17 protein-coding genes are annotated in these 23,076 nt (G+C 41.4%); 9 read left to right on the top strand and 8 right to left on the bottom strand.

Annotated elements, in window-relative coordinates:
- From ACIGBM_RS06240 to ACIGBM_RS06220, 5 genes are all read left to right on the top strand, one after another.
- The coding region (locus ACIGBM_RS06240) for a beta strand repeat-containing protein (RefSeq protein WP_397477134.1) at window positions 1-3,097 on the top strand (3,097 nt) is incomplete at its 5' end.
- A gap of 181 nt (window positions 3,098-3,278) precedes the next feature.
- Complete coding sequence (locus ACIGBM_RS06235) at window positions 3,279-5,225, top strand: hypothetical protein (protein ID WP_397477133.1); 1,947 nt, start codon at window positions 3,279-3,281, stop codon at window positions 5,223-5,225.
- 700 nt (window positions 5,226-5,925) lie between these two features.
- Window positions 5,926-7,464, top strand: a complete 1,539-nt coding sequence (locus tag ACIGBM_RS06230) for a TolC family protein (protein ID WP_397477132.1) — start codon at window positions 5,926-5,928, stop codon at window positions 7,462-7,464.
- 74 nt (window positions 7,465-7,538) lie between these two features.
- Window positions 7,539-9,863, top strand: a complete 2,325-nt coding sequence (locus ACIGBM_RS06225) for a type I secretion system permease/ATPase (RefSeq protein WP_397477131.1) — start codon at window positions 7,539-7,541, stop codon at window positions 9,861-9,863.
- Between the two features lie 2 nt (window positions 9,864-9,865).
- Window positions 9,866-11,035 (top strand): HlyD family efflux transporter periplasmic adaptor subunit, encoded by a 1,170-nt coding sequence (locus ACIGBM_RS06220; RefSeq protein ID WP_057760587.1) that lies wholly within the window; start codon window positions 9,866-9,868, stop codon window positions 11,033-11,035.
- Window positions 11,036-11,149: 114 nt separating this feature from the next.
- Here ACIGBM_RS06220 and ACIGBM_RS06215 read toward each other — a convergent pair whose 3' ends face one another.
- The 7 genes from ACIGBM_RS06215 to ACIGBM_RS06185 form a co-directional block, all read right to left on the bottom strand.
- Window positions 11,150-11,884: a hypothetical protein gene (locus ACIGBM_RS06215; protein WP_397477130.1), complete on the bottom strand. Its 735-nt coding sequence runs from the start codon at window positions 11,882-11,884 to the stop codon at window positions 11,150-11,152.
- An 87-nt stretch (window positions 11,885-11,971) separates the two neighbouring features.
- A complete protein-coding gene (locus tag ACIGBM_RS06210; protein WP_397477129.1) occupies window positions 11,972-12,964 on the bottom strand; it encodes an acyltransferase in 993 nt (330 codons plus the stop codon).
- A gap of 541 nt (window positions 12,965-13,505) precedes the next feature.
- The gene (locus ACIGBM_RS06205) at window positions 13,506-14,048 is read right to left on the bottom strand and encodes a peroxiredoxin-like family protein (RefSeq protein WP_397477128.1); all 543 of its coding nucleotides are present in this window, start codon (window positions 14,046-14,048) and stop codon (window positions 13,506-13,508) included.
- Between the two features lie 359 nt (window positions 14,049-14,407).
- Window positions 14,408-15,295 (bottom strand): glutathione-dependent disulfide-bond oxidoreductase, encoded by an 888-nt coding sequence (yghU, locus tag ACIGBM_RS06200; RefSeq protein WP_397477127.1) that lies wholly within the window; start codon window positions 15,293-15,295, stop codon window positions 14,408-14,410.
- Window positions 15,296-15,365: 70 nt separating this feature from the next.
- Window positions 15,366-16,019 carry a DsbA family protein gene (locus ACIGBM_RS06195; RefSeq protein WP_397477126.1) on the bottom strand — a complete coding sequence of 218 codons (654 nt, stop codon included), beginning with the start codon at window positions 16,017-16,019 and terminating at the stop codon, window positions 15,366-15,368.
- 110 nt (window positions 16,020-16,129) lie between these two features.
- The gene (locus ACIGBM_RS06190; protein WP_201548648.1) at window positions 16,130-16,684 is read right to left on the bottom strand and encodes a carboxymuconolactone decarboxylase family protein; all 555 of its coding nucleotides are present in this window, start codon (window positions 16,682-16,684) and stop codon (window positions 16,130-16,132) included.
- A 489-nt stretch (window positions 16,685-17,173) separates the two neighbouring features.
- On the bottom strand, window positions 17,174-17,464 hold the full coding sequence (locus tag ACIGBM_RS06185; RefSeq protein WP_397477125.1) for a putative quinol monooxygenase: 291 nt from the start codon (window positions 17,462-17,464) through the stop codon (window positions 17,174-17,176).
- 392 nt (window positions 17,465-17,856) lie between these two features.
- Here ACIGBM_RS06185 and ACIGBM_RS06180 point away from each other — a divergent pair, with 392 nt between their 5' ends.
- Together ACIGBM_RS06180 and ACIGBM_RS06175 are read left to right on the top strand one after the other, a co-directional pair.
- Window positions 17,857-18,537, top strand: coding sequence for a glutathione S-transferase family protein (locus ACIGBM_RS06180; protein WP_057760571.1), 681 nt, complete (start codon window positions 17,857-17,859; stop codon window positions 18,535-18,537).
- A 122-nt stretch (window positions 18,538-18,659) separates the two neighbouring features.
- Window positions 18,660-19,244, top strand: a complete 585-nt coding sequence (locus ACIGBM_RS06175) for a TetR/AcrR family transcriptional regulator (RefSeq protein ID WP_101205246.1) — start codon at window positions 18,660-18,662, stop codon at window positions 19,242-19,244.
- 126 nt (window positions 19,245-19,370) lie between these two features.
- Here ACIGBM_RS06175 and ACIGBM_RS06170 read toward each other — a convergent pair whose 3' ends face one another.
- Window positions 19,371-20,288 (bottom strand): haloalkane dehalogenase, encoded by a 918-nt coding sequence (locus ACIGBM_RS06170; protein WP_397477124.1) that lies wholly within the window; start codon window positions 20,286-20,288, stop codon window positions 19,371-19,373.
- A 798-nt stretch (window positions 20,289-21,086) separates the two neighbouring features.
- Here ACIGBM_RS06170 and ACIGBM_RS06165 point away from each other — a divergent pair.
- Complete coding sequence (locus ACIGBM_RS06165; RefSeq protein WP_397477123.1) at window positions 21,087-22,049, top strand: OmpA family protein; 963 nt, start codon at window positions 21,087-21,089, stop codon at window positions 22,047-22,049.
- A gap of 85 nt (window positions 22,050-22,134) precedes the next feature.
- The coding region (locus tag ACIGBM_RS06160; RefSeq protein ID WP_397477122.1) for an Ig-like domain-containing protein at window positions 22,135-23,076 on the top strand (942 nt) is incomplete at its 3' end.

Here is a 23,076-nt window from a genome sequence, read left to right as displayed (position 1 = left end):
AGAAGCCATCACCGCCACGGCCACGGATGCAGCGACCAACGTCTCATTAGAGTCGGCACCAGCGCTTGCGCCTGATACCACGGCACCAACTGCGCCGATTGATGCCCCTGTTGTTACTGACAACGTCGCCAATGATGGCAGCGGTGATGTGCTTGACCCTGCAGAAACCATTACTGATGGCGGCCTGACTAACGACAACACCCCAAGTGTGACCGTCCCTGCTGATCAAGTGGCCAACGGCACCCCGCAATTGGTCATTGATGGAGTGGTTGTACCCTCAACCTCTGTGACCAATGGTGATGGCAGCATGACTTTAACGCCAACCACGCCATTAACTGATGGTGAGCATGACTTAAGCTACAACCTCATAGATGCTGCAAATAACGAGAGTGATGATGCTCCTGCTGTTAGCGTGACGGTTGATACCACCGTCATCATCGCTCAAGATGACTCCAATGATATCGATTTAGGTAAATTACAAGTAACCACTTATCCTTCAGTAAATAACGATAGCGTCACCGTACTTGGTGTCGCCGAAAGCGATAGCGGTACAGATGGTACGCTTGATTTTACGGTAAGTGAAGGCGCCAATGGTACGGTCAGTATTGAAGTTAGTCAGACAGCGCTAGTCGCAGTAGCGGATGCGGTCAACATCGAAGTCTACAATAGTAATGGCGACCGTGTTTATGTAGGAACTACTGGTGGTGACCCACTGGTGGGTGATGTAATAGGTCTAGAATTATTAGGATTGACGGGCAATGACACATTAACAGCAGTCGTATCTGGTTTAGAGCCAGGAGATTACACTGTGGTGGTGCGCAAAAGTGAGAGTGCATTAGCTACTTTAGTACAAGATGTGGAGTTGGCAGAGTTGGGTGACTCAGGCATCATTTTAGGTCCAAACAACCAAGAGGCTGTCTTAAATGCAGTGGAAACCTCACTCAACACGGACTATCCTGCCTTGCAGTTAGGAACTACTGTGAAAGGTATTCTGTCAGCTGCATTGCTAGTAACGAATGAGCTGGGTGTCGATGAGTTGGTGACGTTACTTCAAGATAATCCTGTATTGAACACTTTGCTTGGCGGTGTGGTTGACCCAGTATTGGATGCGGTTGCAGTAGCATTGCTCAGCAATACCTTAACGCTGCTTGAAACCACTGATGTCACCGCCACGTTAACGGAATATGATTTTGACTCAAGTACCGCTATCACAGGCAACGTGATTGATCCTGACGGATTAGTAACAGGTGAGTTGGGTGAAGATACGGTTACTGTCAACACTAAGCTGACGGACATAAGTAGTGATAATACAGTTTCAGAGCCAACATCTCAGCTTGTCGACGGTGTCAATGTATTTACTATACAGGGACAATACGGTGTACTAGTGATTAATGGAAATGGTGACTATACTTACACGGTCAATGGTGATTATGCTTCGTCAGGTGAAACAGAGGTGTTTGAGTACACCATCTCTAACGGTGCAGCAGGTAACAGTGATACCGCAAAACTGGTGATTAATATCAGCTCTACGGCCCCTGATGCACCAGTCACAGCGGCAACTATTACAGACAATGTAGCTAATGATGGTAGTGGTGATGTGCTAACACCTTCAGAAGTCATTTCAGATGATGGTACCACAAATGACAATACACCAAGCCTTGAGGTTGCTGCTGGCGTACTTAGTGACGGTGAAACACTGCAGTTAGTGGTAAATGGCATCGTAGTTGATGCAATGATCACTGAAAACGCCGATGGCAGCTATACTTTAACGCCGCAAACGCCTTTAGATGATGCTGAGTATGAGCTAAGCTACAACATCAAAGATGCTGTCGACAATGTGAGCGGTAATGCACCTGCTGTGACAGTCACAGTAGATACTACAATACCAGATGCTATTGATGATCAGGCCTCTGCTGGACTTGCTATAACACCTGTTGTAGCGAGTACTACTGGTAGCGAGACTGGAACCGTTAATAGCTTGGTTAGCCTTGGCGCAGTCGGTGACTTAGTTGATGTAGTGTTGCTTGGCTCAAGTACTGCTTTTACAGTAGATGTTGCAACCAATACCACACAAGACCTTACGATATCTGGTAGTGGAAGCCAAGCATTAGGATTATCACTTGGTAGCGATAAGGACTTTGATGTCCTAGTGTATCGTCAAGAAGTAGGTAGTACGCAAGCTGAATTGGTTCAATCCGTACCAAACTGGCTTGATTACACAGCTGGTATAGCTGGTCTTATTGGCGGAACTTGGAAAGGAGATGCTTTAGAACTGGATACTTTTTCTGGCGGTGCGAAGTATTACATTGTGGTTGCCAATGGAAGCGGATTATTGAGTCTTGGTGTAGGAACATCTGTCACTGTCAAGACTGACTCAATTATAACCACAAACCTTAATATCGATTTAGTACCAGCTACTGGTAATGTGCTTGATAATGATACCGATACAGGGTTAGCGACAATTGTAACTAATATTAATGGTGATACGATCAGTGGACTCACCACCATCGTAGGTAACTATGGTAGTTTGGCAATTGACACTAACGGTGAATATACTTATACACCAAACGAAAATGTCAATGTGATTGGTCAAACAGATGAGTTTGAATATACGATTGATAACGGTAATGGCAATATTGATACGGCTATGCTGACCATCACCATCAATGGTGATGGGCAAGCTACAACTAGCGACTCAAGTGCAGCCGCTGCAAGTATGAGCGCCAGTAGCTTCACACTTGCTGATGATGCAACTTCTATCGATATTCCTGATACATCATTGACTGTCTCAAGCGAAGGGCTTGATGTTCTAAGCTTTGAGGGCGCAGGTCAAGTCATTAGTTTAGCTGACATGATGCAGCCTGATATCATTGATATTGGTGGCATCGGGGCTAATACTTTAAATGTGGCAGTTAGCGATGTTGAGTCTGCTATCTATGTCAGAGGTGATAGCGATGATACGGTCGATCTAGAAGGCGATAGTTGGTCCAATGTTGCACAGATTACCTCAGAAAATGAGCTATATAATGTATGGCAAGTAGGTACTGATACATCTACACAGATTTATATCGATACTGATATTACCAACATTATCTAACATTCAATAGTTGAACTTTTATCTTGAAAACGCTTCCAAAATGGAGGCGTTTTTTACAATATTTGTCTAATTTTTTTGAGCTATAGTGAATAAGTATAAAAAATAGCCTTAATATAATGGCTGTATATTTATATGCAAATACAGCAAAGCATAAGGTGCTACAGGGCAGGGCAATAAAGACATGGATGAACATATAAACTCGAATCTTCTAGTAAAATATTTAGAAGTATTTTTACCATCTATTTATGATAACTGGACGCAGTCACATCTCACGAAGCTAAATAAAGAAACAGAAAGCAGCTCAGATGGCATAGTGTTAGATAATTTGGCCAATACTTTTGTATTGTCGGTATCTGATGGTTGCAAAAAAGCCAAAACGATTACTTTTATCACTAGGAATTTAGCAAATATAGATAAAATAGGTAGTACCAGTGATTTTTCTGATTTTGAAAAGATATTGCCAGAGATAATAGTAAAAATTGATAAGTTATCAGAAAAGTTTGATGCTCCTATTGTTTGGTTAAGGCTTGAGTGGCTTAATCAAGCTTCACTCACTACTTGGTCAAATTTTCAGCAAAGTCTAAAAGGATTTAAGCGCAATTATTATCGCTCAGGCGTTGCATTTGAAGGAGTGCGTGAGCCATGGTTATTGCTCACCGAAATGGAGCTGAATGCCAATGCATGCCTTTATATGGGTAATACGGTTTCTCATGCAGGGGTTAATACTAACAACCTGAATGTGTATCTAAAAGCACGCCATGGCAGTAGCCAAATTCCAGAGTTTAGCGATGATTTACCCATTATTAGTTTTAATACGGCAGGTGTATTTATCGATCAGAATACAGGTGAGTGCCATGACCTTCATACACAGCCACGCTTTAAGGGTCACCGCAAGTTGTTGCCACTATCGGCAGATACGACTCAGCCTATTATTGAGATGTCTACAAATTACTTAGCCAGACAGGTGCAGCCTTCTGGCCAATATGTGTATGGATACTTTCCTTGTTTTGGTCGCACGATAGATACTTATAATAGTCTGCGCCATGCCAGTAGCACCTATGCACTGATAGAAGGCTATGAAGCTTGTCATGGTTTTGACGCCTATCGTAATAATGAGGCTGAGCTTGCTTTGGCTAATATGAAAGTTAGTATTGATAATGCCATGAGCTACCTGATCGATGAGCTTATTCAGATCTATGATGACAAAGCATATGTGATTGATACTGGCGGAGAGATTAAGTTAGGCGCAAATGCTGTTGCGATATTAGCAATCGTTAAATATTTGCAAGTGTTTAAAGGCACACCAAAAGCAGATGATTATCATGCGTTGGCAGAGCAATTAGCGCTAGGCATCATCGCGATGCAACAAGATGATGGTAGCTTCATACATGTCTTACATAGTAAAGATTTAACGCTAAAGGCCAAGAATCGAATCATTTATTATGATGGTGAGGCAGCATTTGCAATGATGCGTTTATATGGCTTGACCAAAGATGCACGTTGGCTTGACTGTGTCACTCGTGCTTTTGACTATTTCATTGAAGCCAAGCATCATCAAGCACATGACCATTGGTTGTCTTACTGTTCAAACGAGCTGATCATTTATAAGCCCGAAAAAAAGTATTTTCAGTTTGCAGTCAACAATATTGCAGGCTATACCGATTTTATCAAAAACCGTATCACTACTTTTCCGACATTGCTTGAGCTATCCATGGCGTTCCATAAAATGCTATTAAAGCTAGATGAGCATCCGGAGTTTCATGATGTGTTAGCAGGTTTTGATGTTCAAGGGTTTTATCAGGCATTGCATGCGCGTGCTAATCATCTTATAAATGGTTTTTTCTTTCCAGAAATGGCCATGTTTTATAAATCCCCGCAAACGATTTTACATGGATTTTTTATCCGCCATCACTCGTTCAGAGTGCGAATTGATGATGTAGAGCACTATCTATCAGGGCTTATTGGTTACTTTGATTTTTTAAAAACGGCTAATTACCCAAAGCTCGCTGCTAAAAAATATCAATCAACTCATAATGTAGTCCATACAGATAACGAAGACAAAAATCAGCCAGTAGAAGTAGGCAGTCAAGATATGAAATCTGTCTTATCAGCCAATATGGGGCGATAGCTTCTTACTGTTCTTTCAAGTATTTTGAATACAATGGTAAGAAGGTTTTTGATACCAACAAGCTTATACACTCTCATCCGAATGTTCTAGGATTGAAGACAGGTAACTTGGTTGGTATAGGTTTGAATCTTATAAACTACTGGACTGATGATGACACGCATTATCTTAGTATTACTTTAGGAGCTGAAAGTCGAGACATATGTTATAGCATCTCCAAAGCAATTATGAATAGCTATGGTAGGTTTACTCCGTAAAGAGCGGCTTGGGAGGCTTCATTCAAATAGCAATTAATGTATGCCATTATTTACGAACTATCTTAAACTTATATTGTAGCTATACTCTTATTTTATGCTATATGCTAAACAGTATTTGTATGCGAGTAAGACGCACGTTTTTATGTTCAATTATCCAAGTCTATTAGTAGTAATAGACTTAGATTGATTTTACGAAATATTTAATTAATATCTATTGATTTTTCGACGTAGCGTTATGGTTTTACTGATGATTTATTAAGTGTGGAGCTATACTGGCGAATTGAGGCCAACGACACAGTAGCTCTAAGACTATCTTATATGACAGATTAGACTTTATTTAAATTATTATCTTATTGCCTTATAAGGTAAGTTTTAGTAAGGTTTAGTGCATAAAAGATCAACATTTATTCAAAAAACATTCATAGAGCTGATCACTGAAAAATAATATGAAAAATTCGTCAAATCGTAAGCAGTCACTTCGTAGTATTTCAGTGCGCCATTTTATGACCGCTTTGGCGACTGGTATATGTTTTACCGTGACTTCACACGCAGTAGTAGCAGATTTCCAAATCAATAGCCTAGTGGCGCAGGCAATTCAAACGCATCCTTTAGTAGGGTCGGCTCGAGCGAGTCAACAAGCAACTACCGAAGGAATTAATGCGGCCAAATTAAACCTTTTACCAACACCAAGCGTAAGCTCAGGTTACGATAGAGACAATGATTTTGTCTCAGAGGTGACCATTCGCCAGCCCCTATGGACAGGGGGTAAGCTCACCGCAGATGTCAATCAAGCCATATTCGATGATAAAGCTGCGGTAGAGTATATCTACGAGCAGCAAAACCTAGTGGCCAAAACAACGATTGATGCTTGGCAAAGCTATATCCAAGCTGTCGCTACGCAAAGTGTCCATGTAGAGAATTTAAAAGAGCTGAATGATTTTGAAGCCATGATGCAGCGTCGCGTTGGCCAAGGTGTGTCAGCTCGTATTGAGCTTGATCTGGTGACTAACCGTATCCTACAAGAGCAAACATCTTATCAAGCGGCAGTTGAGCAGCAACGTATCGCCGCTGCTAGGCTAGAACAAATCATTGGTCAACCATTGTCTCAGATGAGTGTCACGAGCATACCGAACCTTAAGGTATTGGTAAATCAAGCCAAGCAGCAATCCGTTGACTTTGAAAGAATGGCATTTGATAGAGCTGGCTTTTACAATCCTACCGTTGTAAAAGAACACTTCCAGATTGAATCCGCTAAGCAAGGTGTCGAAGCACAGCAAGCGGCTCGTTATCCAACCATTTATGCCCAATATGAGCATGCTTACTATCATGAGGATAACGAAAACGATGGTAAGTTCTCTGTAGGATTGAGCTATGCACCAGGTGCTGGATTTTCCAATTTTGCGCTAGCACGAGCCTCACAGGCAGAGGTCAACAGCCTAGTACAAAACCAAGAAGCCGCACGCCGTAATGTCATCGAGAACATTCAGGTACAGTATCAGCAGTTTGTCAGTGCCAAAGACAGGGAAACCTCGTTGGTTGCGGCTGTAGCAGGGGCACAGATTGTGGTCAGCTCTTACCGCCGACAGTTCATTGCAGGACGAAAATCATGGCTTGAAGTCCTAAATGCTGTCCGTGAGCATAACGATTATCAAGTCCAGCTGGTACAAACTCGCGCAGAAATGTTGGGTGCATTTTATAGGCTACAAGTAGATTTTGGCATCATGCAGTGGCAGCAGTTTTCTCATAATCGTGACCCAGTGACTTTGTTTAGCCCAGTCAACTCTGTCAAGCAATGGCTCAATAGACAAGACAAAAACAACGCTAGTAGTCATTTTGGTTATGGAAACAACGCAGCAGAAGAGTATATTGATATTAAGCTGCCCGCGACGGCAGAGCAAAGCTTGAACAATGGTGAGTATCTCATGTTAAATGATGATTACAGTATTACGCCGATAACTGATCAAGAGAATATGACAAATAATTAAATCAAAAAGTCATATGAACAGGCGTAAATTATCCTACATACGCAACCATCTAAAATATTAAATAAGCGATTAATATGAGTGCACAATTACAAAAGACACAGCCTCAGTCTGTTGACCATCATGAGCTGCAATACTCAGAGCAGGTCGATCTGACCGAAACGTTGACTGATGCGATTAAGCATTTACTCGGACAGCAAGGCTATCCAGTAGATAATATACGGCTCCATGATGTCGTCAAACGTCATAGTGAGCAATCGGACAGGCAAGGTCATAGCATTCATGAGTTAGGCGGTGTCATTGCAGTATTACAAGGCATTGGTATAACCGATACACCAGAAATACTAGAGCAGCCTGATGCCGCTTTTTTGCCCTTACTGGCGTATCGAACGGATTTAGGTTGGGGCGTGATTGATAGCCAAACGCCGCAAAAAAGTTGGAACTTTAGACAATCGAACCAGCAGGTACATACGCGTGCCGAAGAATTGACTTTGGTCATGCGTATTCGTTTAAAAGAAGATCATATTAAGCAGCGAAAGGCTTCATTTTCTGATCTATTAAGGTCTGATTTGGGTAATTATAAAGGTATTTTAGCTGAAGCCGTTATCGCCACTTTTCTGATTAACATGTTGGCATTAGCCGTTTCTCTATTTTCTATGCAAGTTTATGACCGTGTCATACCAACGCGTAGTGAATACACGCTGATCATTTTAGCCAGTGGCGTCTTCTTGGTGATTATGTTTGAAGCGTTTATGAAGTTTTCTCGCTCAAGAATCATGGATAAGGTCGTTGTCGGTCTAGACCAGTACCTATCTCGAGAAGTGTTCCAACGTCTACTCAAAGTACGTATCGACCAAATGCCGGGGTCAGTTGGCTCTATGGCAGCACAGCTACGTGGTTATGAGCAAGTACGTAGCTTTTTTACGGCGAGCACGCTTTTTGGTTTAGTCGATTTGCCCATGACCATTATTTTTATCAGCTTAATAGCTTTTATTGGCTCGCCATTAGTCGCTGTTGTACCAGTAATAGCGGCAGTCATCGCAATTACGATGGGACTGATTGCACGCAAACGTATTGATGCCATTGCATCAGAGGGCGCGACTGCCTCTTATTATAAGACAGGTCTGTTAGTAGAGGCGGTGGAAGGCGTCGAGACAATAAAAGCAGGAGCAGGCAGTTGGAAGTTTCTCTCGCGTTGGCTAGATGTGATGGATGTCACCATCAAAAACGATTTGGATATGAAGCATGCCAATGATAACTTAACGTATTTTACGCAGATGCTACAGCAAGTAAGCTACGTTGGTATTGTGATAGTCGGGTCGTTTGTCGTCATGCAAGGTGACATGACAATGGGTGGACTGATTGCCTGCTCGATACTTGGTGGTAGAGTGTTAGCGCCTGTTATGGCGATACCCAATCTACTAGTACAGTACGCTCATGCCAAAGCTGCCAAAATGAATATCGAGAGTCTGTTTGCACTGGAGCAAGACAACCAAGGCGTTGCGTATCCATTATCGCCTACGCATATAAAAGGCGCGTATCAGTGCGATGGATTGTCTTTCAATTACCAAGGCAACGATCGACCAGCCATTACGGTTCCGCAACTATCGATTAAACCAGGAGAGCGTATAGCGATACTTGGGCCTATTGGTTCAGGTAAATCTACCTTGCTTAAGGTGCTGGCAGGACTGTATGCACCCACAGAAGGACGCGTGTTATTAGACGGACTTGATATACATCAAATCAGTCGTGAGACACTTAGTGAGCGCTTGGGTTATCTGCAGCAAGATCATCGACTGTTTCAAGGAACCCTGCGTGAGAACCTATTAATCGGTATGGCAGCGCCCAATGATGATGTCCTTCAAGAGACTTTGAACAGGACAGGGCTAATCAACTTAGTATCCAGTCATTCAAGCGGTCTTGACCTACCGATCAGTGAAGGCGGTAAAGGCCTATCGGGCGGACAAAAGCAACTGGTGGCATTTACCCGTTTGCTGCTGACTAAGCCAGATGTGTTCTTGCTAGACGAGCCGACGGCTTCCATGGATAACCGACAAGAGCAGCGCTGCCTACAAGTGCTACGTCAGGAGTTGACGAAAGGGCAGACGTTTATTGTGTCGACCCACAAGACAGCATTGCTAGACTTGGTAGATCGTCTGATCATTATGGATAACCAGCGTATTATTATCGACGGTCCAAAACAAGCTGTACTTGATGAGCTCAGAAAAAACGATCAAGCAAAAAATAAAACCACCGTGCAGCAAAAAGATAGAATCGTTGATAAAACCAATCAACCGTCAAAAGAAGGTGCCGACGAAAATAAGCCTGCTACCTCCAGAGTAAGAAACATCAGCATAAAACCCATCAGTGCTAAACATTCAACAGACGATCAAGGGAAGTAGGCATGTCAGAGTATAAGTACACACCCACTAAACCCCAAGTTAATCGTTCAAGGTTGAGTATTTGGATAGCATTAATCGGGATCGTCACTTTAATTGTCTGGGCCTCATTTGCCAAGATTGACCAAGTGACCCGTGCGCAAGCAACGGTAATCGCCAGTGCTCGAACGCAAGAAATCCAAGCGTCAGAAGGCGGCGTATTGACTCAGTTGGCTGTCACAGAAGGTGAAGAGGTTAAGGCAGGTCAATTATTGGTAGTGCTGGAGGAAGAGCGTGCTAAAGCAGCTGTTGATAATTCTGCTTCTAAAACAGCTGCATTGACTGCTAAGCTAGCCAGACTAAATGCTGAGATTTTTGAAAAACCGTTGGTGTTTCCTAAAGGGGTACAGGACTATCCTGAGTACGTGCAAAACCAAAGGGCGCTATACAATAGACGTCGTCAAGCTATCAATGAAGAAGTCTCTTCCCTTGAAAAAATGCTGGTGCTGGCGCGTCAAGAATTGCGCATGAATGAGCCTTTATTAAAATATGGCGATGTGAGCCAAGCTGATGTCATCAAGCTCAGTCGTCAAGTTGCTGATATCGAAGCGCAGATTAATAACAAGCGCAATAAGTACTTTGAAGAAGCACAGGCTGAAATGACAAAGGCTCAAGAAGAGTTAGATACAGAGCTTGAGCAATTGCGAGATCGAGCACAAGTACTTGAAGAAAAACGCTTGATGGCGCCCACAGAAGGTAAAATTAAGAACATCAACGTGACTACTATTGGCGGTGTCGTTAAGCCGGGCGAGGTCATTATGCAGATTTTACCGACCAGTAGTGACTTGGTTATAGATGCCAAGGTCAGTCCTGCTGATATTGCTTATGTCAAAGAAGGTCAAGAAGCGACGGTTAAGCTCGATGCTTATGATTACTCTATCTTTGGAGCCATGAAAGGTACAGTTAACTATATCAGTCCAGACACACTAATGGAGCAAACACCTAAAGGCGAAGAGCCTTACTACCGTGTATTAATTGTGATTAATGGTGCTGAGTTTAAGGGGCGCGGTGATGAGATTGTCATCAAACCTGGTATGACAGCCTCTGTCGATATTAAAGCGATGGAACGTACGGTATTGTCTTATTTGACTAAGCCAATTACCAAAACCTTATCAGAAGGTTTGGGTGAGCGCTAACAGCTTAATATTGAGTATTTATCAATGAGATTGAAAAACCCCAGTTAATAGCTGGGGTTTTTTTATGTAGAGGTATTTAGTCTAATTGGATCACCAACCATAAGTCTTCTAATATCAATTAGAATTTTCAGGAAGTTTTTGGCTATTCGCCTCATTTCTTAACTGTTGTTGCTCGTCAATTTTCTGCTGATTACGCTTTTTGACTTCGTTGATAGCCGCACTCAATTGATCGTTTATCGCTTCCACTTCGGATTTTGCTGAAAGATAGTCTTTATCTATTTTAACGTTACTTTTTTGAGCAGGAACGTCTATATCCAGCAAGCTTGCATTGTTCTTAATCTCTTCTAATTTCTCATCAGTATTCGCAACTATAGACTGGGTATTGCTATCTGTTTGAGCATTTAGCGCTTTTTCCTCTTGTGGAGGAGTTTTGTTTGCTTGAGCTGATTCTATCGCTGTAGAAGCTGTTTTTTTAGGTTTATTATCGACGTTATTGGCAGCTGAAGAAGGGGGCGCTTTTCTGCTTTCCACGCTAGCTGTTTGTCCATTATTACTTGCTAGCTGAGATGCTTCAAGCTCATTACCAATCTCAGATTTTTTATTGACCGTGCCTTCTACATTGTCGTTAGTGTCATCAGATGTCTTAGTGCTGGTGACAGTAGTGGTATAGACCTTTTCAGGTAGATCTACATTGTTGATAGCAGCAGGTTCAGTCGTGTTCATTTGGCTATCAGCTACTTCTACCGAATCCGTCTGATGAGTGTTCAGATAGAAAATAAAGAAAACCCCAACATGTACTAATACTGCAAGGCACAACGCCCAAAACCATTTTTCGCGGAACTTCATCATTATATGGCTTTACCTTTATCATATTAGTACACGTGCGACACACCTTGAGGTTATCAAATAATTAGGATTGTTGGTAGAGAGAATAGGCTAAGCCTGTTCAATATTATCTTTAATTTCAAATTCTTTATTTCCAGAGTCGTTGCTCTCAAAATCAGCTAGCATCTCTGTGATTAGCTGATCTTTTTGATGCCATATTTGCTCTACCCAATCAAACATCTGTGCTTTTATCGCTTCATCTGTTTCATAGCCGCCGTTCTTGATCGCAGTAAACAGGTTTTCAGGTATCTCAATATGTCGTACATCGACGCCTAAACGTTTGATGTTGCCTTTCCATAGATCGCTATAAGTGGGCACACCGTCAGGGTAGACAATCGTCATGTCCAAAATCCCATCGATCTCTTCCCCTAAAGCACTCATAGCCAGTGACAACCCGCCAGCGCGTGGTTTAAGTAAATGCGTATAAGGGGATTCTTGTTTATCATGTTTGCTAGGGGTAAAGCGAGTCCCTTCTAGATAGTTCAATAGCGTAAAAGGCTTGTCTTTAAGCAATGCACACGCTCGTTTCGCTTCTTCGATATCCTTACCCTTTAGAGCAGGGTTTTTAGCGATGGCTTCTTTAGAATGACGACGCATCATAGGAAAGTCGAGAAAGTAGAAAGCCTGACCAATGACAGGGATGTATATGAGCTCAAACTTGGTAAAAAAGCGCGTCAATGGCAAACGTTTTTCGCTGATATATTGCACGATACTGGTATCAACCCATGACTGATGATTGCTTACCAGTAGATACTTACCGTTTGTATGCACATCATCAGGTAAGTTAATGCGCCAGTCTTTGCGCGGTAATACGTTATCGATCAATGCATTGTTGCTATTGATCCAATAGTTCGTCACATCGATAACGGCTTTGTCAGCGATGGCAGCACCAGTGATAGCCTTGGTAGCACCCATTACCCAAACAGGTAGACCAGCTAACATACTATTGAAAGTGATAACGCTGGTTGCCGTCGTCAGTGAGGCAGCTTTGCCCAATTTTGGAGCGCGTTCATGTAGTTTTTGAACGATTGATTTCAATCGCATATCGAATCCTTTTACTCATACCTATGATGAGATATTGATAATGTTGCTGCATGATTTTAGCAGAAATCAATCTCAGTGTACGAGTGTTAACAACAAATAATAAACAGCATTGCTAAATAAAAATGTACAGTCTTGTCAAGATTCAACCAAGGCAAAATATCATCCAGACTATAAACACAGTTTGTTTTATTTATAAAAATAAACCGATGGAAAAGAAATACAGATTACTTAAAAGGGAAAATGTTTATGATGATATTTCGAGCTCAAATATAGCCCTTATATGCTGGCTAGTCTATGAGTTTCGTCTAGAACCTCTTTTTATAGATTAACAGTGCTACTCACACATTAGTAATGAGCAAATACTAATGAAGTTAGGTGGGAAGCGACTGCGTTTGATAGCGATTAAGTTATCAATAAACAAAAAAAGGGCGTATCAAGAACTATCTCGATACGCCCTTTGCAATTTAACTGGTTAGATACTGATTAGGTATTGAGCAGCTAAATAAACGAGTGGATCAACACTCTATATTTACTACATCAATTAGCCGTGCATACCACGGATAGGGTAGTTGTTCTCTGGGTTTCTAACAAAAGCCAAACCGTTTGCCAAGGCTTCAAGATCTGGTCTAGAAAACGGTGCGTTCGAGATATCGACAATGTGCACTTTTCCTTCAGCATTGATAACGAACACAGCAGGCTCAGCGAAAGGATGATCAGTTTCTTTTTCTGAACGTGGGTCAGAGATGTATAGACCTAGCGTGTTCATCTGTTCGATAGTCAGACCATAAGCCATAGGGAAGCTAACATCTATTTGATCTAGATGACCTTCTAACTGCTCTTTGCTGTCTGCAGATACTGCGATGATATCGACACCGACGTCATAGAAAGACTGTTTTACTGTCTCTAAGGTATTTAAGTATTTTGTGCAAATTGGGCAGTGCTTACCACGGTATACAACGACCAGTTTCCAGTCATGACCGTTTTCAGGTTTGCCTAATGAAGTCATTTCACCGTTTAATACTTGTACTTCCATTTCAGGAAACCTAGTACCAGCTTGAATTTTTTGAGCATAATCTGTTGACATAGTTCTTATCCTTTTTAATAGTATTTTTATGGTTAGTTGGTATTTAACAGCCTTACATTAGCAGTCTTAAGTACAAAAGTATTGAATGTTTACAGTAGTCCCAAGTAGTAACAGGAAAAGTTAACATTACCTTTAAAATTGCTCAATAAGACTACTTAAGTAAGCTAGGGCGTGTCCTCAATTCAAACGAGTGTCCTCTAAATGGGCTAAAAACAGCTAAATTTTGCCAAACATCGTCAAATAGTTGGTCAATATCTCGATATTATCTGCACTATTTTCCTCGTTTGACGGCAATTTATCTCATTTTTATCACCATTTTTAAAATGAGGACACGCCCCAGTAAGTCATAGACGAAGCGTCTATTTTTTTGCTTCTTCAGTTGTTTGAGCATCTAGTTTATCTTGAGTTTTTAGCTCAAAATCTGAGGCATCATGACGTTCGTGTAATTGCTCAGCAGGTTCACCCCAAGTGCGGTTTACTTTGCGACCACGTTGCACAGCAGGACGCTCTAAAATCTCAGTTGCCCAGCGACGTACATTTGGATAGCTCTCAACTTGTAGGAACTCTCCTGCATTGTATGCTTCACCTAGTATTAGATTGCCATACCAAGGCCAAGTGGCGATATCTGCAATCGTATACTCATCGCCACCTAGATAGCGATTTTCTGCAAGCTCTCGTTCTAGTACATCTAACTGGCGTTTTACTTCCATCGTGAATCGATTGATAGGGTACTCAAATTTCTCTGGCGCATAAAAGTAGAAGTGTCCAAAACCGCCACCTAAGTAAGGGGCAGAACCTTGTAACCAGAAGAGCCAATTCATCACTTCAGTACGTGCTGCTGCATCTTTAGGCATTAGTTTTCCGAATTTTTCGGCCAGATAAAACAAAATAGCGCCACTCTCAAACACACGGCTACCAGTCTCGGTATCCAAAAGTACAGGAATTTTTGAGTTTGGATTTAGCTCAACGAAACCTGATGAGAACTGTCCACCTTCACCAATTTGAATCAGGTGCGCGTCGTACTCAGCTTCTGTCACCCCTAACGCCAGTAACTCTTCGACCATAATGGTGACTTTTTGGCCGTTAGGGGTGCCCATTGAGTAGATCTGCAAAGGGTGTTTACCGCGAGGTAGTTCTGCTTCATGCGTTGGACCAGCGATAGGGCGGTTGACACTTGCCCACTTGCCGCCGCTTTCTGCATCCCATGTCCAGACGCTGGGTGGCTCGTAATGATTAGAGTTTGACATAATGATGATACCTTTTTATATACTGTGCTCAGTAGGGGGTAATTGGTAAATCAGATCCAGTTTATTGTTTTTATTCTGGCATGTCTGCTAGTTGCTTTAAGATGTTTTTGTAGTTTTCTACACCTTGCGCGCCGCTCACTAGATGCTGACCGTTAAAGATAACGGATGGTACGCTTTGAACACCTTGCTGCTTTGAGTGCTGTACGGCTTCACGTATCACATTGGCAAAGCGTTGATCTGCGATAACGGCAAGCGCCTCAACACGATCGAGCCCAATATCTGCTGCGACGTCTGCCAGTACGGTACTATCAGCCACGTTTTTATTATCAACGAAATGCGCAACGAACAATGCTTGTTTTAGGTCGTGCATACGTCCTTTCTGATCAGCCCAATGCAGTAACTGATGCGCATTAAAAGTATTGTAGGTACGAAAATCATCGGTAAACTGAAAATTAAATCCAGCTTCTGCACCTGCTGCTGTCATTCTAGCTCGGTTCTCTTTAACGTCCTCAGCAGTTGTACCGTACTTCTCCATAATATGCTCACGATAGTTTCTTCCTTCGTGCGGAGTATTAGGATTTAACTCAAATGGGTGCCAGTGAATCTCGTGCGGCGTGTTGGTTTGTTTTAGTGCCTCGGCCAATTGGCTATAACCGATAGCGCACCAAGGGCAGACAACGTCTGACACGATGTCTATTTGTAAGGGTTTTTTTGCCTGTTCCATAGGATCTCTCATCAGCAATAAATTAAAATGAAAAACTGCTGCCCGAAGATGTTTCGAACAACAGTATGAAAACATCAAATGGACTGTGTCAGCGTTAGCTGAAAAATATATTAGTCAGCTTTGTGCCATTCAAATTTCTGGAATGGTTTGTCGACTGGTGTGTTAGCTAGGTGGTTCGTATAGTTGCTCATGACTTTTTGAGCTGCACCAAGAATAACTTCAAGAATTTGACGCTTAGTGTAGCCTGCATCTAAAAATGCTTGAACCGCGCTGTCATCAACGTTACCACGACCACGTACTACAGAAAGTGTAAAGTCACGTAGCGCTTCTAGACGTGCAGTTGGTAGTGGCGTCTCATCACGTAATGCATCAGTGATAGCATCATCTACTTTCATGCTCTTAGCAATACCAGTATGCGCAGGCACACAGTAATGACAAGCATGTTCAACGTTGATAGTTTGCCATACCACAGTGGTTTCTTCATCATCAAAGCTGCTGTCTAAAAACAGTTGATGTAGCTTTTGATAGCCTTCTAGCAAGCCAGGCGCTTCAGCCATCACGGCGTGTAGGTTAGGTACCATGCCAAATGCTTTGATAGAAGAATCAAGCAAGTCTTTGCTTTCTGCTGGAGCTGTGTCTTTATCGTGTAGAGTAAATTCGGTCATAATATACTTCCTAATAATAGGTTTGAGATTTGGTGTGTTTTAGAGTTTTCATGCTCGCTTCAAAGTAGTCACTGATTTGCATTTAATTATTGGCTTGAGTAGTTACTCAAAATTAGCAACTTTGCTTAGTAAGCGAGTCAATAGAGACTACTATAAATGATATTGAGCAATCGCTCAATAATTATTTGAGTAATCGTTCAAGTAAATTGTAATGGCTCAATTACATTCCTTTGCGTAATTCATATTATTCTATTAATATCAGTAGTTTAATAAGGTAACACTGTGTAAGTAATAAGAGGAAATAACGGTAAAAAAGTGATTTTTAGCATTAATAACGTTATTTTCTCTAGTGTTACGGACAAAGCTTATCGAACTGTCGGGTCGTTGCGTAAAGATAATATTGAAAAAGGAGAGCAGAGATAAGCTCTCCTTTTTATTTCAGTTCCGCCAAAATACTAATGCTTATTGAAATGACTGAATGAATCGAGATTAATTAACTTCTGTCATCTCATGTAGCACGAATGATTCAACCGCGCCTTCTGTTGCGGCGGAAAAGTCTTTTAGATGTTGGTTTTCCATATGGATTTGCCACAGCTCGCGGGTGGCCCAGCTTTCATGAAACATAAAGTGAGTGGGTTTTTCATTATCCTGGAACAAATCATAACGAATACAGCCTTCTTCGCTGCGAGTAGCTGGTATGAGTTTTTCGAGCTCAGCTTTTACGAGAGCGATGCTATCGTCCTTTGCTGTTATATGGGCGATGACGGTTAATGTAGTCATTTCTAATCCTTTAAATTGGTGTGATGGTTAGACAAGTTGTGAGGATGACTGTTGGTAAAAGAGTCTATATGCGAACAGAGTTATATAGTTACTGTGTTTATTATATCAATATATAACATTACTTGAACGACCGTTCATTTGTGGTTATAGTGTATATCAGACAATAAAAATGTGCTTCAAATTTCGACGTCTATCTTTGTTATCTCATTACAGCTTTTATAGTCATTAGTATATAGTCGATTCAATTTAAAAGTAGTACAAGGCAACCGAACGTAGATGTATATTTAATACTTCAAGCGAGGTTAACGCAGTAATATTTTTATAGTGGAATGACTATAGTCACCAGATTTGATAGTCATTAGATGACTGTCTTCATATAATAGGATAAAGTTATGCTTAAATTTTATTTTCATCAAACGCCAAACCCAATGAAAGTAGCATTGTTTCTTGAAGAAACTGGGCTGCCTTATGAGCTTGTTGCAGTAGACACGCTAAAAGGTGAGCAGCATACACCTGAGTACCGTGCTATCAACCCAAACGGCAAAACACCTGCGCTAGAAGATGATGGCAAACGCGTGTTTGATTCTACGGCAATCTTGATGTATCTTTCTGAAAAAACAGGAAAGCTGGCAGGACAGCCAGAAGATCGTAGCGAGATGCTGTCATGGCTAATGTTTGTAGCATCTGGATTAGGCCCTTTTTCTGGTCAATCTGTTCACTTTAGACATAAAGCGCCAGAGAAAATCCCATATGCCATTAACCGCTATCTTCGTGAAGCTGAGCGTCATTATGAAGTGTTAGATACGCACCTAGAAGGTCGTGAATATATGGTTGGTGATAGCTACTCAATCGCTGATATTTCTACTTGGGGCTGGATTGATAAGGCGACTGTCGTGCTAGGCGAAGGCGGCTTGGATAATTATCCAAATCTAAAGCGCTGGTTTGATAGCATTAATGCTCGTCCAGCGGTACAAAAAGCCCGTGACATTCCTAAAGGTATTGATTTCAAAACTGAGTTTGATGACGTTGCTGCACGCGCGCTTTATCCGCAAAACTTTGATAAAAACAGTTAATCTAAGCAAAGAGACTTAATAAGTCTTATAATATAAAAAGTGATTAAAACCAGTAACTAAGGTTGATTCTACAAACTTTGCCTTAAAATAGATTTTAAGGCAAAGTTATTAAGGTGAAAATTATGAGTGCTCCGATAAAGTTCAATCGTGAGGATGTGATCGAAAAAGCAAAAAATCTCTATTGGGAAAAAGGCTATCACGCGACATCAATGCGCAATTTGCAAGATGTGGTAAATATGCACCCAGGTAGTATTTATGCAGCTTTTGGTAGTAAAGATAAACTATTTACAGAGTCACTGAATCGCTATGCTGCAGATGGTGCCAAGAGATTGGCCGACTGTATTGAGCAAAAAGACACAGTGCTGGATGGCTTAAAACATTTTATCCATACGGTGATTGTCTGTAATAGCGCTACTGCGCCTAGTGGTATGTGCATGATCGTCAAGACAGTCGCTGAGCTTACTCAAAATGATAGTCCAGATTTGCTCGCACATGCAACAAATATATTGGAAGGTATAGAGGCATCGTTTGCCGTGCTCTTTGGACAAGCCATTGATAGCGGTGAGATTAGCGCAGAAAAAGATCCAGTTGAGCTGGCGCGTTATTTCCAAATTCAAATTATAGGTCTCAGGACTTATGCGCAGGTCACTAATGACAATGATGCAGTAGAGAAGTATATCGATGATATTTTTAAAAATATCGTATAGCAAGGCTGTATAAAAAGCAGATTTTTTAGTTATGACAGCTCGCGCCTTTTGTCGTTAACCAATCATCATAGTATTACTAAAAACCCTGATTGCTAGTACATTAGCAGTCAGGGTTTTTGTTATCTATTACTGTGCTTTCGGATTGTCATTGATGAACTTCAGCAGAAGCTCAGCCAACGTTTCACCCTGGTCTTCTTGCAGGAAATGACCGCCATTAGTGATAGTCGTATGATTTTGGCCTTTGGTACCAGGAATCAGCTTTTGCATGATGCGATCGCCGCCACCAGTTACGGGGTCAGAATCACTAAACAATGTGATAAATGGCTTGGTCCATTTGCTTAGCACGACCCAAGCTGCACGGTTGTTTTCTGAAGCAGGATCATCGGGTGTCGTAGGCACTAGGATAGGAAACTGTCTAGCACCTTCTTTATAGGACTCATCAGGGAAGGGTGCATCGTAAGCATCCAGTACGGCTTGAGACAATGTCGTTGTGGTACCGCTTTTGATGGTGCCTGCTACATTAAATTGCGGCGTTTCCTGAGAGAACTTCTGCCACTTGCGAAAGCCTTCGCCCGGATCATGATCCCCAGTCGGTAGCATTGTATTACCTGCTGCGACGCGATCGAATTTATCAGGATGCGCTGCTACTAAACGTAGACCGATTAAACCGCCCCAATCTTGACAAAACAGTGTGATATTTTTTAAATCCAATTGATCAAGAACCGATTGCATCCAATCGACATGGCGCTGATAAGTGTAGTCAGTACGTGATGCAGGTTTGTCTGAACGTCCAAACCCAGGAAGATCTGGCGCGATAACGCGGTGTCCTGCTGCTGTTAGTATGGGAATGACTTTGCGATACAGATAAGACCAAGAAGGCTCACCATGTAATAACAAGATGGGGTCGGCGTCGCTTGGACCTTCATCAAGGTAGTGTACTCGCAGCTCACCACCTTCTGTATCATCGACCATCAAATAGTTCGGTTCAAAATCGTAATCTTGCAAGTTAGCAAAACACGAATCAGGCGTCCTAAGTTTTTTCATATATCATCCTTGGGTTAGAAAAATAACACTGCATTCTGGCACTGGTGTTAGATAGTCTATTAGAGGTGAGTCTCTAAGTGCTACTTGACTATCACTGGTAATGCTAGTGATAAGGCTATCTAACTATAGTCTATATTGATTAAACGTTCAAAATGAAAACTATACCCTACATGCATTCGTTGCTGCAAACATTAATGCTAGTAAAATTAGAAACGAAATATCATGATGACTGATTTTGGAACATATTAAGTATTCAGAAAAATATGACAGATATACACTTAATCTATTTGTAAGTTTGATTACTTTCCATCTATCGACTCTCTTACAAAAAGAATAACTTCTATTATATATATTCAATAATAACAATCGTTTTTTAAGGAATTGGATATAGTTAATAGATTACAAAACACAAATTGTTTCTGTGAAAAACGGTTGACTAATTTTTTGCAGCGTCAGATGGATGATGTAGTATTATTCCTATAGTAATCAACGATTAATATAAATTGAAATCTAGATTTCTCATGTGAAGTAACAGTTTAAAACGCTGCATCAGAGGGTTTTAAACTGAATTCTATGAAGTTGACTTTACAAAATACTTAAATTACTATCAATTAATAAAAACAGGTCATTTTTTATCCGAATGAACTCTACCGCGTTATAAAAAGACAAAAGTTCTCTAGTAAGTAAAAATCAAGTCTAAATTATCGACTATTTTGTTAAAAGATAAACTATATTTAGGCGGTATCCGAGCAAGAACAAACACGTTGTCTCAAAGAAATTATCAATTAGGAATCTATAATGGAAAGAGTATTTAAGAACACTATCGCAGCTATTATTTTACCCACTATTTTGCTCGGTATATCTGGATGCGCTGCTCTAGGCAATAGTGGAATTGATAACGAGGGTGACAGTCGTAGAGTGGGCAATGTCACGTGGAACAATCAAGTCGACACAGACGTTCGCAAGCTACTAGCAACAGAAGTTAATACCGATCAAACAAGATTGATATTTATTCGTAAAAATGACGATGATTTAGAGCAAACTAGTGCCAATATTTCTGTTAATAATAGATATCAAGTAAGCCTACACCCTGGTAATTATACAGCTGTTAACTCTTGCGTTGGTACAAACCAGTTAAGTGCTCACGCTACTGGTTTTAAAGATAATAACTTATTAGCAGATAAAAAAGACTATCAGCTTGATGGTGGTCAAACATACTTCTTCTACGTTGATATGGATGATACAGGAAAAAGTACACTCGAAGAAATAACTGCTGACAGTGCATTACAATTATTAGAAACCAAACGCTATCAAAATCATCAAATTAGCCGAGTAGTGCCTAATTGTGCAGCTCCTGTAGTATCTGAGCCACTAGAAACAGCACCAGTAGTACCTGTCTTGGCAGAGAAAGTGACAATCGAGCTTGAAGTATTGTTTGAAACTGACAAAGCTATTGTTCAGCCTGAATACTACTCTAAAATTTCTGAAGTCGCAGAGTTCATGACTCAATATCCAAACACCATTGTTACTATTGAAGGTCATACCGATAGTCGGGCAAGTGAGCAATATAACCAAGCTCTATCACAACGTCGAGTGAACGCTGTAAAAGAAGTGTTAATCACTCAATTCGGTGTAGATTCTGAACGTCTCAGTGCTGTTGGTTATGGTGAGTCACAGCCAAGAGCTAGTAACGAAACAGTAGAAGGTCGTCAGCTTAACCGCCGTGTTATTGCTGTTGTGGAAGAGCGTTCAAATAACTGATAGAAAAACGAATTTGTCATAAGTAAATTGGGCCATAAAAAATTCAAACAGTATTGTTGCAACTAAAAAAATAAAAGGTAAAAAAATGAATGCTATTGTCGTAAAAACGAATGATGCTACTCAGACTATAAGCCAAATAGAGATCATAACTAAAGATGGTACACCTACCGTCATTAAAGCCGTAGACAAAGTAAACTATGAGTTTCATGACAAATCTATTAACCGGGCTCCTAATCATATTGTTACTAAACGGATAAAAAACGACCTTCACGTATCGTTTGAAAAGGAAGGTAAAGATAGTGACCTTATTATAGAAGGTTTTTACGATAGCGCAGATAGTGCATTGGTTGGTATTGCCGAAGATGGTGAGTATTACTACTATATCCCAGATACTGGTGAAACCTATGATTACGTGACTCAGTTAAATATAGGCGATGTAGAAGGTCAAGCTTTAGGTGGTCAAGAATATGTAGCAGCTGCGATACCGTGGTGGATACCTGCTGCTGCTGGTATTGGACTGGTTGGATTACTGGCGAGTGGAAGTAGTAACAGCAGAGACGATGACAGCAATACGGAAGAGGGTACTGCGCCCCTCGTAACAGATGATCGCCAAACCGGCACACTTGGTCAACCAGTGGTCATCGACGTGCTCAGCAACGACACCGATCTTGAAGGCGACATCGACCCAACTAGCGTAAAACTGATCAACCCAGACACAGGTCTTGAAGTCACCACATTAACGGTTGCCGGCGAAGGCGTATGGAGTGTTGACCCAACCACTGGCGCAGTCACCTTTACCCCAGAAGCAGGTTTTACCGCTGATCCAACGCCTGTCAACTATGTCGTCTCTGATGTCACTGGCAACAAGTCAAACCAAGCGACCATCACCGTAGACTACCCACCAACCGCACCGAATGCCGAAGACGAAATCCAAACCGGCACACTTGGTCAACCAGTGGTCATCGACGTGCTCAGCAACGACACCGACCTTGAAGGCGACATCGACCCAACTAGCGTAAAACTGATC

The sequence above is a fragment of the Psychrobacter sp. NPDC077938 genome (assembly GCF_044542635.1).
Lineage (GTDB): Bacteria > Pseudomonadota > Gammaproteobacteria > Pseudomonadales > Moraxellaceae > Psychrobacter.
Note: the sequence above shows the minus strand (reverse complement) of the source record. Positions and strands in the feature narration are given on the sequence as shown.